General features: G+C 59.7%; 12 protein-coding genes. 8 read left to right on the top strand and 4 right to left on the bottom strand.

The window, feature by feature from the left end:
- The first annotated feature begins 163 nt into the window (after nt 1-163).
- The 8 genes from LK12_RS03765 to LK12_RS03730 all read left to right on the top strand — a co-directional run bounded on the left by LK12_RS03765 (nt 164) and on the right by LK12_RS03730 (nt 6,025).
- On the top strand, nt 164-1,402 hold the full coding sequence (locus LK12_RS03765; RefSeq protein WP_039279423.1) for a glycosyltransferase: 1,239 nt from the start codon (nt 164-166) through the stop codon (nt 1,400-1,402).
- Between the two features lie 29 nt (nt 1,403-1,431).
- The gene (locus tag LK12_RS03760) at nt 1,432-2,415 is read left to right on the top strand and encodes a galactose-1-phosphate uridylyltransferase (RefSeq protein WP_082010327.1); all 984 of its coding nucleotides are present in this window, start codon (nt 1,432-1,434) and stop codon (nt 2,413-2,415) included.
- On the top strand, nt 2,412-3,500 hold the full coding sequence (locus LK12_RS03755) for a phospholipase D-like domain-containing protein (RefSeq protein ID WP_052223127.1): 1,089 nt from the start codon (nt 2,412-2,414) through the stop codon (nt 3,498-3,500). The genes LK12_RS03760 and LK12_RS03755 overlap by 4 nt, the downstream gene beginning before the upstream one ends.
- 173 nt (nt 3,501-3,673) lie before the next feature.
- Nucleotides 3,674-4,216, top strand: coding sequence for a potassium channel family protein (locus LK12_RS25075; RefSeq protein ID WP_231568228.1), 543 nt, complete (start codon nt 3,674-3,676; stop codon nt 4,214-4,216).
- A 73-nt stretch (nt 4,217-4,289) separates the two neighbouring features.
- Nucleotides 4,290-4,802 (top strand): DUF305 domain-containing protein, encoded by a 513-nt coding sequence (locus LK12_RS03745; protein ID WP_052223179.1) that lies wholly within the window; start codon nt 4,290-4,292, stop codon nt 4,800-4,802.
- Nucleotides 4,799-5,284 carry a DUF6692 family protein gene (locus LK12_RS03740; RefSeq protein ID WP_039279419.1) on the top strand — a complete coding sequence of 162 codons (486 nt, stop codon included), beginning with the start codon at nt 4,799-4,801 and terminating at the stop codon, nt 5,282-5,284. The genes LK12_RS03745 and LK12_RS03740 overlap by 4 nt, the downstream gene beginning before the upstream one ends.
- A 67-nt stretch (nt 5,285-5,351) precedes the next feature.
- Nucleotides 5,352-5,636: a hypothetical protein gene (locus tag LK12_RS03735; protein WP_039279416.1), complete on the top strand. Its 285-nt coding sequence runs from the start codon at nt 5,352-5,354 to the stop codon at nt 5,634-5,636.
- Nucleotides 5,637-5,638: 2 nt separating this feature from the next.
- A complete protein-coding gene (locus LK12_RS03730) occupies nt 5,639-6,025 on the top strand; it encodes a DUF302 domain-containing protein (protein ID WP_039279414.1) in 387 nt (128 codons plus the stop codon).
- A gap of 98 nt (nt 6,026-6,123) precedes the next feature.
- On the opposite strand, the gene LK12_RS03725 is transcribed toward LK12_RS03730, so the two are convergent.
- Genes LK12_RS03725 through LK12_RS03710 form a run of 4 tightly spaced genes read right to left on the bottom strand, consistent with a single transcriptional unit; the run spans nt 6,124 to nt 12,378 of the window.
- Nucleotides 6,124-6,510, bottom strand: coding sequence for a copper-binding protein (locus tag LK12_RS03725; protein ID WP_231568226.1), 387 nt, complete (start codon nt 6,508-6,510; stop codon nt 6,124-6,126).
- On the bottom strand, nt 6,489-9,653 hold the full coding sequence (locus LK12_RS03720; RefSeq protein ID WP_039279409.1) for an efflux RND transporter permease subunit: 3,165 nt from the start codon (nt 9,651-9,653) through the stop codon (nt 6,489-6,491). The genes LK12_RS03725 and LK12_RS03720 overlap by 22 nt, the downstream gene beginning before the upstream one ends.
- On the bottom strand, nt 9,650-11,155 hold the full coding sequence (locus LK12_RS03715) for an efflux RND transporter periplasmic adaptor subunit (protein WP_039279407.1): 1,506 nt from the start codon (nt 11,153-11,155) through the stop codon (nt 9,650-9,652). Before LK12_RS03715 ends, LK12_RS03720 begins: the two co-directional genes overlap by 4 nt.
- Nucleotides 11,152-12,378 carry a TolC family protein gene (locus LK12_RS03710; protein WP_039279405.1) on the bottom strand — a complete coding sequence of 409 codons (1,227 nt, stop codon included), beginning with the start codon at nt 12,376-12,378 and terminating at the stop codon, nt 11,152-11,154. The genes LK12_RS03715 and LK12_RS03710 overlap by 4 nt, the downstream gene beginning before the upstream one ends.
- Nucleotides 12,379-12,437: the final 59 nt, after the last annotated feature.

Raw genomic sequence — 12,437 nt, 5'->3', positions numbered from 1 at the left:
AAGGTGTGCCGCGAAGCGCAGGAAGCAATGCTCGCATCGCATTTGCTCGGTCTTATGGGGCACAGCGGCGGTAACACTGCGTCACCGCCTCAAACGAAAGGCACCTGAGCGGTCGGATTGTGCCACCGCGCGATGCATAAATTCCAGCTGGAGGAATACGCGAATGGAAAAGCGATCAGGCGAACCAGCCAATCTATCCTTGCCAAGGGTCGAAGCCTACGAGCCGCTTGTTGGGTGCGAAACGACCGACCGAATACTCGATAAGGCGCACAAGCTCAGCGACCTGCACGTTATCAATGTCAATTCGACCCATTATGGTGGTGGCGTTGCCGAGATTCTGTCCTCACTAACATTGCTCCTCAACCAAGCCGGGATCCGGACAGGCTGGCGCGTCCTGCAGGGACGCCCGGATTTTTTCAGCATCACCAAAAAGATGCACAATGCGTTGCAGGGTGGTGAGATCAACCTGAGCGAACTCAAACGGGACATCTACGAAGAGGTTGTCTACGAGAATGCGGCGCGCATGCATCTCGACCATGATCTGGTCATCGTTCACGATCCTCAGCCGCTACCGCTGATCCGGCACTTTCGAAAAAAGGCCCCATGGGTCTGGCGTTGCCATGTCGATCTTTCTCGGCCGGACCCGGAGCTCTGGTCATATCTCTCCAGCTTCATTGAACACTACGACGCAGTGGTGCTTTCGCTTCCCGAATATGCGCAAAAGCTGACGGCGCCTCAGCGTTTCATCATGCCGGCAATCAATCCTTTCTCGAGTACCAACAAGGACCTTGCAGACGATGAAATCGATGAACGCCTGAACCACTATGACATTCCCACGGATTTGCCGCTGGTTGTGCAGATATCGCGCTTCGACAAGTGGAAAGATCCTCAAGGTGTGATCGATGCCTTCCGCATCGCCCGCAAGGAAGTCGACGCGACGCTGGTTCTTGTCGGCAATGTCGCGACAGACGATCCGGAGGGGCAGGAAATCTTCGGCTCACTGTGCAAATGTGGCGAAGAACGAATCCGAATTCTGTCGGTACAGGATTCTGCGCTTGTGAATGCGCTGCAACGGCGAGCTGCGGTAGTGCTGCAGAAGTCAATCAGGGAAGGTTTCGGCCTGACAGTTACTGAAGCGATGTGGAAAGGCGCTGTCGTGATCGGTGGGAACGTCGGTGGCATCAGGCACCAGATCGAGGATGGTGTGAACGGCTTTCTGGTCGACAGCATCGAAAGCGCGGCAGAGCGTATCATTCATGCCGTCAAGAAGCCCGGCCTTCGCGAGACAATGGGCAGCAAGGCCCGTGAAACCGTGCGTTCGCGGTTTCTAATGACTCGTTTGATGGAGGATTGGCTCGACCTTATCGCTTCTTTTGAACCGCAGTTCCTTCTCAGGAGGTAAGGGAAACGGGAAGGTAGCAAGGTCAATCCATGAGCGAAATCAGACAGGATCGCACGAACGGCGAATGGGTTATCATCGCTCCCTCGCGAGGCGAGCGACCACATGCACGCGTCCTCGCTGACGCGAAGACACCTCGCCTTGCCATAGATCCGCTTTGCCCATTTTGTCCGGGTAATGAAGACCAGCTTCCCGCAATCATCGATGAGTACTCCAGCCCTGAGGCTCCGGGTTGGCACACGCGTGTGATCCCCAACAAGTTTCCCGTCCTCTCAACCGCTAGGCAAGTTCCGTCCGACAGGCTGCAGAGTGGCTATGGCAATCACGAAGTCATCATTGAGACGCCCCGCCACGACATCGACTTTGCTGATATGTCCGCAGATTGCTCAGAGGCCGTGGTCAGAACCTGGCATCATCGTTTTGGTGCCGCGTTGGCGATACCTGGCATTGAAGCGGTCATGCTCTTCCGAAATCGTGGCAATCTGGCGGGTGCATCACTTGGGCATGCGCATTCGCAGATTGTCGCTCTACCCTTCGTTCCTCCGCGCCTCAGGTCGACGCTCGATTGGGAATATGCCCACTTCCAGACGAGCGGCAAATGCGTGGTCTGCGAGGAGACTGAACGTGAGCTAGAATCCGGCAAGCGCGTGATTGAATGCACCGAGCGTTACGCGATACTGACACCCTTTGCAGCCCAGAGGCCATATGAACAGTGGATCGTACCGCGTCGGCATACGCCATCATTTGCCATGGCAAATGCTGATGATCTGGCAGCGCTTTCCGACACTCTGCAGAATGCGCTCGCGCGGCTCAGAAATGCAAAGGGAGAGCTATCGTACAATCTGGTCCTGGAACCCGGCTCGCTGGACAGCGAGTTTGCACCCGCCGCTCATTGGAGCCTGCGAGTGGTTCCGCATCTAACCAATCCCGGAGGGTTTGAACTGGGGACGGGCATGGTCATCAATCCTTCAAGTCCGGAGCGGGACGCACTCCATTTGGCTCAGAGTTGGGGATGACTGACCGAATACCTCAGCAACGCGGGAACGAGGATTTTCATCTGTTCACCGAAGGAGATGATCTGGTCGATGCGATGCTGGCTGATATCGCAATCTCTCAGAGCGAAATTCTGCTCGAGATGTACATCTTCAAAGAGGACGGGGTCGGCAGACAATTTGTGACTGCCCTGCTGCAGGCAGCCGCTCGCGGCGTAAGTATTCAGATCCGCCTGGATGCGCTTGGATCTGGGCGCGTTTTTACCCAAGCAACAGCCAGTAAGCTCCGCGAGTGCGGAGTTGCATTTTCCTGGGACAACCAGTGGAACTGGTGGCACCCCTTGCGGTATCAGCGCCGCAACCACCGCAAGCTTCTCGTGATCGATGAGCGGATTGCCTATGTCGGAGGCTTCAACATCGGCGAAGAAAGCTCCTTCCGGTTCAGCGGCGCCGCACGTTGGCGGGACACCCACGTCAGACTGATGGGACCAGTCGCAAAGCAGGCAGCGGTGCTGTTCAGATCCTATCGCAACACCAATGCCTGCGGGGAAGAGCGGTGGTTCGGCCACAGCCTGTTGATGTCAAATTACAGTCGTCGATGCCGCTACAGATTGAGGTGCCTGTTCAACGGGCGTTTTGGCAACGCACGCTCGAAAATCTGGCTGACCACGCCATATTTCGTGCCCGACAGCCGTACCGAGCGCCTGCTGATGAAAGCTGCCGGACGCGGCATAGATGTTCGGATTCTGCTGCCCGGCAAGAGCGACATACCCGTCACTCAGTGGGCCGCGCGAATGAGTTACGCCCGGCTGGCGAGATCGGGAGTGAGAATTTATGAATATGCACCGCGCTTCCTGCACGCCAAGACTATTGTCATTGACGACGACTGGAGCACTGTAGGAACATCAAATTTCGATTACCGGAGTTTTTTCCAAAACCATGAGCTAAATTTCGTATCAATTTCAGATGATATAAACGGATGTTTATCAAAATATTTCGAAGGAGACCTTATGCGCTCCAAAGAAATAGATTTACACAGCTTGGAAAACATCGGAATTGCAAATATATTCCAGAGGCTAATAGCCTTTTTTGCGAGAAAATATCTCTAAACGGATGCGGATTTTTTGCCCTGATCGGACTGAAACGTTGGCGCTGGCAATCATGCCCACCCGTCGACGCCCCGCTCAGCCCAAAGGTCGCCGGAATGCCATATTGAGCGGTCCTCCATGCCTCCACTCGACCATCCAGTCGCGTTCCCGACCGGACGTCAGATCTCTGGAGAATGGCGGTCATATCCCAAGCGACGATTGGCGTCAGGCGGGTTTGCGCAGTCAGGCATCCTGCCCCGAAGGGAACAGTTGCGATCGGCCAGAGTTATGAACGGACACCCATTTTAAGCGGAGCCCGGGCCATATCGGTTGCGATAGTCATAGGTATTGTATTGTTTCTTGCGGCCTTGTGGCTGCACCTCGGCATGATCCGCCTGGCGAAGCGGACCCTCCAGCCTGCTTCGGTCAATTCTCTGCGACTGAGCCTCGCCTATCTCGTCGTGCTGGCAAGTCATCTTGCTGTGACCGTTCTTTTCGCCCTTGGCTTTGCCGGCGCTGCGGGAATGGGACTCGGCGGTTTCGACAAGGAGCCTGCCATGAGTGCGATGGACCTGTTCTATTTCTCGCTCATCAACATCACGACCCTCGGCCTCGGAGATATCTATCCGACCGGGCATCTGCGCGCTCTGGCTGGCATCGAGTCGCTGACCGGGTTCCTGCTGATCAGTTGCACCGCGCAGTTCGTGTTCTCGACAATGAAAAAACAGGAGGCCTGAGATGGATCACGCGCAACACGCGGAACACAAAAAGGAGGGCGAGAGCGGCGGCAATTACTGGCGCTTCATGGCGATGGTGGCGACGTCGACCGTCATCATGTTTTTCCTCATGTACGCGAACACCTATGATGCCGATCATTTCTTCTGGAGCGAAACACGCTTCTGGATGATGTTTGTTATGGGCGCGATGATGATGGTGGTCATGCTTCTCTTTATGTGGGGCATGTACAAGGACCGGAAGAGGAACATGATCATCATCGGAGTGGGCGCACTCGTCTTTACGCTCGCTCTGTGGCTGGTACGCAGTCAGAGCACGATCGACGATGTGGACTACATGTCGGCCATGATCCCGCACCACTCGATCGCGATCATGACCAGCGAACGTGCGCACATCCGCGATCCGCGTACCCGTAAATTGGCACACGACATCATCGTTGCGCAGCGGCGGGAGATCGCGCAGATGAAATACCTGATCGCCGACATACGCGAGAATGGTGAACGCACGTCTGAGCGTCTGCCGGAGTGGCTCGAAGCCCCCGCACCAGCGGCCTCTTCGCCGGCACCGCAGGAAGGAGGCGTCCAGTGAACAGAATCATTTTCGCGGCCTCCGCGCTGGCGCTCGGTGTTGCGGGCTGCAACCAGAACACCGCCCCGGGCAACGACCGGGAAGCCGAACTCGAACCTCCAGCCAGTCCTGCCGCGATCGAACCCGCTTCAGTCGCGCTCGCCAATGTCGCAACAGCGATCGTCAAGCCCGAAACAATGACCCAGGCCGACGTCAAGGCGATCGGCGGCACCGATGGCCGCTGCGTTTTCCGGCTCACCGAGGTCGGGTTTCCCAGTTTCGTTTACGAGGCCGGGGGCGAGGGGTTCATCAAACTCAACGGCAAGCTCATTCCTTTGCAGGCAGCCGGAAGGGATCGCTTCACCAGCGACAATCTTCTCGTCGCGACACGCGCCGTTGACGAAACAGGCAACGCTGGAATGCAAGCGATGGAAGTGATCGTCGTTCCTCCAGAAGCGAAAGACGAGATCGGCTACCGCGGCTATGTCAAGTGTCCGGCATAATGTGACTTGTGGCACCGGACGACCGGGGTGCCCGGTTTTGTTTCCGGCAACAACTGCGGAGATGATGATGGATAGCGACGGGAACGAAATACCGGGCGTCGATGGTCACTGGGATGCGAGCGAGCCCGGACATGCGGAGCTCGTCCAGATGCGCATTCGCATGATCGCGATGGAGAACCTTCTGCTCGCCGTCCTCGCCGGATCCGACCAGGAAACCCGTAGGCGCGTACGAGAGCGGGCGGACGAGATCCGGCCGAGACCAGACGCAGTCGATCATCCGCTCACCGAGTTGGCCCGCGCAGAAATGCTCCGGCTTCTCGAACGGGCGGAGCGTCGTGGAGATGGAAATTAGATATGAGCTACTACTATTCAAAAATACTCGATGGCCCAATTGAGGCGGCACTCGAACGTGTTCGCTCCGCTCTCGGAACCGAAGGATTCGGGATCATCAACGAAATCGATATGTCCAAGACATTGAAGCAAAAGATCGGGGCCGATTTCCGTCCCTACCGCATTCTTGGCGCCTGCAATCCGGCTCTCGCCTACGAAGCACTGCAGATTGAGGATAAGGTTGGCACGATGTTGCCATGCAACGTGATCGTCCAGCAGCTGCCCTCCGGAGAGATCGAAGTTGCTGCCATCAACCCGGTCGCCTCGATGAGTGCGATCGACAACGAAGAACTGAAAAAGGCGGCGAACCAGGTCAAGATTAAGCTTGAAGCGGCAATCGATCGGCTGTGAGCCGAGTTGCTCCTGTCGGCTCCTATCGCCCGCTGAAAAGTGAAAGCAGGAGTTGCAGGGAACGGCGGCGTTGGATGCTTGGCCGTTCCCCACCAGCATCACTTCTTTTCTATCGAGGTTATCTCGCTTCCTGAGTCGGCCATGCGAAAGCCGAAGGTGACCTCATCGCCCACCTTGACCTTCATCCGTTCGCTTTCGTCCGCGTCAAAGGCCATCGTCATGGCAGGCCAGTCGACTGCTTCGACCGGGCCGTGATCAATCGTGATCGTTCCGGCCTCATTGTCGATAGCTGTAACGGTGCCTTGCGCATTAGCCATCTGCCCCATGGCCTCGCCCATCTGCCCGCCCATCGGCATGGCGCCGTTCATAGGCATATCCTGGGACGCCATTGGCATATTCTCGCTTTGCTCCGGCTCGCTTTGTTCGCTGCAGGCAGCAAGTGCGAATGTAATAATGGCAATCATCAACCTGGTTGGGGTATGCATTCTTCATCTCCTTGGTCTTCGGTAGAATTCCTTTTCGGCCGCCGCATCAGCAGGTAGGCTGCAGGCAGCAGAAACATCGACAATAGCGGCGCGGTGATCATCCCGCCCACCATGGGCGCAGCAATGCGGCTCATGACTTCTGCGCCCGCGCCGCTCCCGATGAGGATCGGGAAAAGGCCGGCAAGGATGACCGCAACGGTCATCGCCTTGGGCCGCACGCGCAAGAGCGCGCCCTCACGGATCGCTTCTGCGACTTCGTTCCCGGCGGGGCCTTCGCCACGCCGTTGCAGGGCCGCTTTCAGATAGATCAGCATGACCACGCCAAATTCCGCCGAGACCCCGGCGAGCGCGATAAAGCCGACCGCGGTTGCAACCGACTGGTTGTAGCCCATCAGGTAAAGTAGCCAGAACCCACCTGTTAGCGCGAAAGGCAGCGTTCCCATTATCAGCAGTGCCTCGTCGACCCGCCGGAAGATGAGATATAGCAGCAGGAAGATGATCGCGAGCGTCGCCGGCACCACGACCTGCAGCCGCTCGTAGGCGCGCGTAAGGTATTCGAATTGCCCCGCGTAGGACAGGCTGACGCCCGGTGGCAGTTCGAGTTCGTTCGTCACAGCCTGCTGGAGATCCGAAACCACGGCAGCGAGATCGCGGCCGCGAACATCGACGTAGACATAGCTGGTCAGACGGCCCTGTTCGCTTTTGAGCATCGGCGGCCCGTCGCTCACGCTCAGGGTCGCAACGGTTCCAAGCGTAACCTGCTGCCCCGACGGCGTAAGCACCGGCAGCGCCCGTAATTCGTCGACGCTGTCGCGGATTTCGCGCGGGTAACGAACATTGATCGGATAGCGCGCCAGCCCCTCGACGGTCCGGGCAACATTGGCGCCACCGATTGCGCCCGAGACGATCTGCTGAACGTCGGCAATGTTGAGGCCATAGCGTGCGGCCGCTGCCCGGTCGATGTCGACATCGACATAGCGTCCGCCCGACAACCGCTCGGCGAGCGCAGAGGAGACACCTGGTATGTCCTGGGCAATTTCTTCTACTCTCAGCGCTACCCGTTCGATCTCGCCCAGATCTTCGCCAGACACCTTCACGCCTATCGGACTCTTGATGCCGGTGGCCAGCATATCGATCCGGTTACGGATCGGAGGGACCCAGACGTTGGCCAGGCCTGGAACCCGAACCACCCTGTCGAGCTCCTCGACGAGCTTGTCGGGCGTCATGCCGGCACGCCACTCGTCGCGAGGCTTGAAGCGGATAGTGGTCTCGAACATCGTTAGGGGAGCAGGGTCAGTAGCCGTATCCGCCCGGCCCGCCTTTCCGAACACCGTCTCGACTTCCGGCACCGACTTGATCAGCCGGTCCGTGCGCTGGAGGAGCGCAGAGGCTTCCGCCGGAGAAATGCCAGGCAGGGCACTCGGCATGTAAAGCAGGTCCCCTTCGTCGAGCGGGGGCAGAAATTCGCCGCCAAGCCGGGTGAAAGGTATGGCCGTGGTGAGAAATATGAGCCCCGCGATGGCGAGTGTCAGCTTCGGGCGTCGCATGACCCAGTCGAGGCCGGGTCGGTAAGCGCGGGTCAGCCCGCGATTGAGAAAGTTGCTGTCTTCCGAGGGAATCTTGCCCCGGACCAGCCAGCCCATGAGCACCGGCACCAGCGTGACCGAGAGGATCGCAGCCGCCGCCATCGCATAAGTCTTGGTGAAGGCGAGTGGTGCGAATAGCCGTCCTTCCTGCGCCTGCAGGGTGAAGACCGGAAGGAATGACAGCGTGATGATCAGCAGGCTGAAAAACAGTGCAGGACCTACCTCCTTGGAGGCATCTGCGATGATGCGCCAGCGCTCCTTGACCGACAGAACGACATCAGGGTTTTCCTGCTCCCAGCGTTCCAGATGCTTGTGAGCGTTCTCGATCATCACCACCGCCGCATCGACCATTGCCCCGATGGCAATGGCAATGCCGCCGAGCGACATGATGTTCGCGTTCACGCCCTGAAACCGCATGACCACGAAGGCGGCGAGGACGCCAAGCGGCAGGGTCACAATGGCGACAAGAGCCGAGCGCGCGTGCCACAGGAACAGGGCGCACACCAGCGCAACGACGATGAACTCCTCGATCAGCTTATGGGTCAGGTTTTCGACGGAGGCATCGATCAGCCGTGACCGGTCGTAGGTCGTGACGATTTCGACACCCGGCGGCAGGCTGGCCTGGAGGTCAGCAAGCTTCTGCTCGACTGCCGCGATCGCGCTACGCGCATCGGCGCCCTGGCGCAGAACCACGATCCCACCGGCAACTTCGCCCTGGCCGTCGAGTTCGGCGATGCCGCGCCGCATCTCCGGCCCGACCTGGATCGTCGCGACATCGCCGAGCGTGACCGGAACGCCAGCCCCGACGGTCCTGAGGGGGATCTGCCTGAAGTCGTCGAGTGAGGTGAGATATCCTGATGCCCGGACCATGTATTCGGCCTCGCCCATCTCGACCACCGACCCGCCGGTTTCCTGGTTGGAGGCCTGGATCGCCCGCACAATCTCGGCATGGGTCACCCCGAAGGAGGCCATGCGATAGGGATCGAGCACAATCTGGTACTGCCTGACCATGCCCCCGACACTGGCAACTTCGGCAATGCCCGGAATGGTCTTGAGTTCGTATCGCAGGAACCAGTCTTGAAGCGATCTCAGGCCTGCAAGGTCATGGCCGCCGGACCGGTCGACAAGCGCGTATTCGTAAATCCAACCCACGCCGGTGGCATCCGGTCCCAATGTGCTGGTCACACCGTCGGGAAGCCGGTTCTGCACCTGGTTGAGATATTCAAGGACGCGCGAACGCGCCCAGTAGAGGTCGGTGCCGTCCTCGAAGATGATGTAGACATAGCTGTCGCCGAACATCGAATAGCCACGCACGGTCTTGGCGCCGGGTACCGACAGCATTGTCGTGGCAAGCGGATAGGTAACCTGGTCCTCGACGATCCGCGGTGCCTGGCCGGGATAACTGGATCGAACCACCACCTGCACATCTGACAGGTCTGGAATGGCATCCACCGGGGTAGTCCGGACGGCCCAAAGCCCGCCAAACGTAACGGCAATTGCTGCGAGGACTATGAACAGCCGGTTCGCTATCGACCAGTCGATAAGCCGGCCGATCATTGATCCACCTTCGCGATTGACGCGATGCGCGGTCCGGTCCCGCTCTGCGTGAAGGTGAAGCGAACGCGGTCGCCGCGTTCGAGTCCGCGGAGCTGGGCACCGTCCTCGACGCCGAATGCCATGGTCATCGCGGGCCAGTCGAGCTGCGGTACCGGACCGTGCCTCAGCGTGACCGAGCGCTCACCGATCTTTTCGATCGTTCCGGTGGCGCTGAAGGTCGAACGGTCAACACCGTGAGAACGCGCGCCGCCGTTGCCGCGAGCCTCTCCTGAAACCGCATCGATCGGCCGTATCTCGAGACCTGTCAGACTGGCTTCGGAATCGAGCAGGAATTGTCCCGAGGTGACCACTTCCTCGCCGGGGGCGAGCCCGGCCAGAATCTCGGTGCGTCCGTTCGCCTCCCGGCCGATCCGTACCTCTGCCGGCGCGAAACCTCCGGCATCCTGCTTCAGCATGACGATAGCGCGCCGGCCGGTGCGGATTACGGCTTCCGACGGGATCAGCAGCGCTTCGCGCCGTTCGGGTAGGAGCGAGACCTGCGCAAACATTCCCGGTTTCAGCCGCCCGCCGGGGTTGGAGAGTTCCGCGCGAACGGTGATCGTCCGGCTTGCATCTTGCGCCGTAGGCAGGATGGCGATGACACGGCCGCTGAAACGCCTCTCAGGAAAAGCGGTCAGGCTCACTCCGATTGGCTGGCCAACCCTCACGGCACTAGCCTGCGCTTCCGGAACAGCGGCCTCGAGCCAGATGGGTGAGAACCCGCTGATCTCGGCCAGCGTCTGGCCCGAGGCGACCGTCATTCCCGGGCGCACTCCGAGCGCAGTGATCGCACCGCTGATAGGAGCTGTAACCGTAATAGTGGAATGAGGGCGTCCGCTCCGAGCCACCGATGAAATCAGGGATTCGGACATGCCCTGCAACCGCATCCGTTCACGCGCTGCCGCAGCAAGTTCGCTGTTTCCGGTGCGGGCCACTGCGAGGTATTCCTCCTGGGCTCCGCCCCATTCGGGAACGAGAATGTCGGCGATAGGGGCACCGCGGGCCACGACATCGTCAGGAGCGCGGCCATAAGTGCGTTGAATATATCCCCCGGCACGTGGCTGGACGATGGCGACATCACGGCCGTTATAGGCCAGCACCCCGGTGACCGTGATTTCCGGTTCAAGGACGCCATATTCGGCAGCCGAAGTGCGAATGCCAAAGTTCTGGACCAGTCCCGGATCGATGCGCACACCGGCCGACGCCTCTTCACCGGCGCATTTCGGCACCAGCTGCATGTCCATGAATGGTGATTTGCCCGGCTCGTCGAAATGCTGCCCTGGCACCATCGGATCGTACCAGTACAGCACGTCCTCGCAATCGGCGCTTGCGCCATCCATGGCGCCGTCCTGGGTCCCCAGTCGCGCAAGGCCATATCCGGCAGCAAGCGTCGTCAGCGCGACCACACCTGTAACAACCCAGGACTTGTGGCGCGGGGTCAGCCTGTTCCACGCAGTTGTCATTGAACATCCTCCGTGTAGGCGAGGCGGAGCCGCGTGGCAGCTGCCACAGTTGCCTCTTCACGCTCCAAGATTTCGATGTCGAGAAGTGCCAAGTCCCTGATTGCCGCGATCACGTCGAGCAGTTCAGCGCGTCCGGCAGCATAGCTGGCAGTTTCAAGGGTCGCTCTGTCCCGGGCGAGTGGCAGCAGTTCCTCGCGCGCGCGCTGCCATTGGCGATATGCGCTTCGCCAGGCGGCCAGATCGGCTTCGAACCGGGCGGCAACAGCGCGCACCTGGTCTTCCCGACTGGCGATTGCGGCCTGGGCCTCTGCTTCGGCGGCAGCAATCAGCGGCTGCTGGCGATGCTTGCCGAAGAGGGGAAGCGTTATGCTTCCCATGACCGTGAACACGTCGCCGTACTGACGTTCCCGAACACCGTAACTGGCACTCACTCCAAAGTCGGGCCGGTTGTCGGATCGGGCGAGATCGACCCTCGCCTGCATCTCTCGCAACTGAGCGCCCGCAAGCAGGATCTCCGGGTGGTTTGCAAGACGTCGCCGTATGTCTTCGGGATCGATATCGGCGGAGGGAGGTTCGCCGACCGCGACAGCATCGGCCTCGCCGATAAAGCGGGCAAGCTGAGCTTGCGCCGCTGCCTCGTCGGCTTCGATGGCAGTTCGTGCGTCCTCAATTTCGAGCACGGCACGGCGAACCTCGAGAGTTTCAGCGGGGCGTGCGGAGCCCGAAGAGACCGCGCTGCGCGAGACAGGCACCAGATCGGTAACCTGGTCGAGCGCGGTATCCGCGACCATCAGCCGACGTTGGGCAAAGGCCAGCTGAACCCAGGCTTCGCCTGCCCCCAATCGCGCCAGATATCGGGTCCGGGCAAGTTCGGCACCGGCCGTTTCGATGTCCGCACCCGCAATGCTTGCCCTTGCGCGCCTCTCGGCAAGGTTGGGAATTTGTTGCTCCACCCCGACCTCGAGCATGGTCATCATGGTCGGATCGAGGAGGTCTGGTCCCGTAACGGGAAGGTTGCGAATGCCCGCGCGCAGTGTCGGATCGGGTAATTCGTCGGCAGCATCGGCGGCGCTGCGACGCGCATCGAGTTGCAGTTCGCGCGATCTTACCTGCGGCTGTTCCACAACAGCGCTGCGCAAGGCTTCTTCGTAACTGACTGGCTGGGCCATTACCGGCGACATGGCCGACACCCACGCCCCGCAGAATGCGAGGAAATACCTCATGTCTCAATTCCTGACTCGCCGTTAGCGGCTTTGCCGCCACGGATTCGCACTCCAGGCCA

It is taken from the genome of Novosphingobium malaysiense, assembly GCF_000802225.1.
Lineage (GTDB): Bacteria > Pseudomonadota > Alphaproteobacteria > Sphingomonadales > Sphingomonadaceae > Novosphingobium > Novosphingobium malaysiense.
The sequence above is the reverse complement of the archived record's forward strand: the minus strand, read 5'-3'. Positions and strand labels throughout refer to the sequence as shown.

What these genes read in the sequence shown, in the direction of transcription:
- LK12_RS03730 (WP_039279414.1), top strand. Translation starts at nt 5,639, where the DNA reads ATGAGCTACTACTATTCAAAAATACTCGATGGCCCAATTGAGGCGGCA.
- LK12_RS03735 (WP_039279416.1), top strand. Translation starts at nt 5,352, where the DNA reads ATGGATAGCGACGGGAACGAAATACCGGGCGTCGATGGTCACTGGGAT.
- LK12_RS03745 (WP_052223179.1), top strand. Translation starts at nt 4,290, where the DNA reads ATGGTGGCGACGTCGACCGTCATCATGTTTTTCCTCATGTACGCGAAC.
- LK12_RS03715 (WP_039279407.1), bottom strand. Translation starts at nt 11,155, where the DNA reads ATGACAACTGCGTGGAACAGGCTGACCCCGCGCCACAAGTCCTGGGTT.
- LK12_RS03710 (WP_039279405.1), bottom strand. Translation starts at nt 12,378, where the DNA reads ATGAGGTATTTCCTCGCATTCTGCGGGGCGTGGGTGTCGGCCATGTCG.
- LK12_RS03760 (WP_082010327.1), top strand. Translation starts at nt 1,432, where the DNA reads ATGAGCGAAATCAGACAGGATCGCACGAACGGCGAATGGGTTATCATC.
- LK12_RS03720 (WP_039279409.1), bottom strand. Translation starts at nt 9,653, where the DNA reads ATGATCGGCCGGCTTATCGACTGGTCGATAGCGAACCGGCTGTTCATA.
- LK12_RS03725 (WP_231568226.1), bottom strand. Translation starts at nt 6,510, where the DNA reads ATGCATACCCCAACCAGGTTGATGATTGCCATTATTACATTCGCACTT.
- LK12_RS25075 (WP_231568228.1), top strand. Translation starts at nt 3,674, where the DNA reads ATGGCGGTCATATCCCAAGCGACGATTGGCGTCAGGCGGGTTTGCGCA.
- LK12_RS03765 (WP_039279423.1), top strand. Translation starts at nt 164, where the DNA reads ATGGAAAAGCGATCAGGCGAACCAGCCAATCTATCCTTGCCAAGGGTC.
- LK12_RS03755 (WP_052223127.1), top strand. Translation starts at nt 2,412, where the DNA reads ATGACTGACCGAATACCTCAGCAACGCGGGAACGAGGATTTTCATCTG.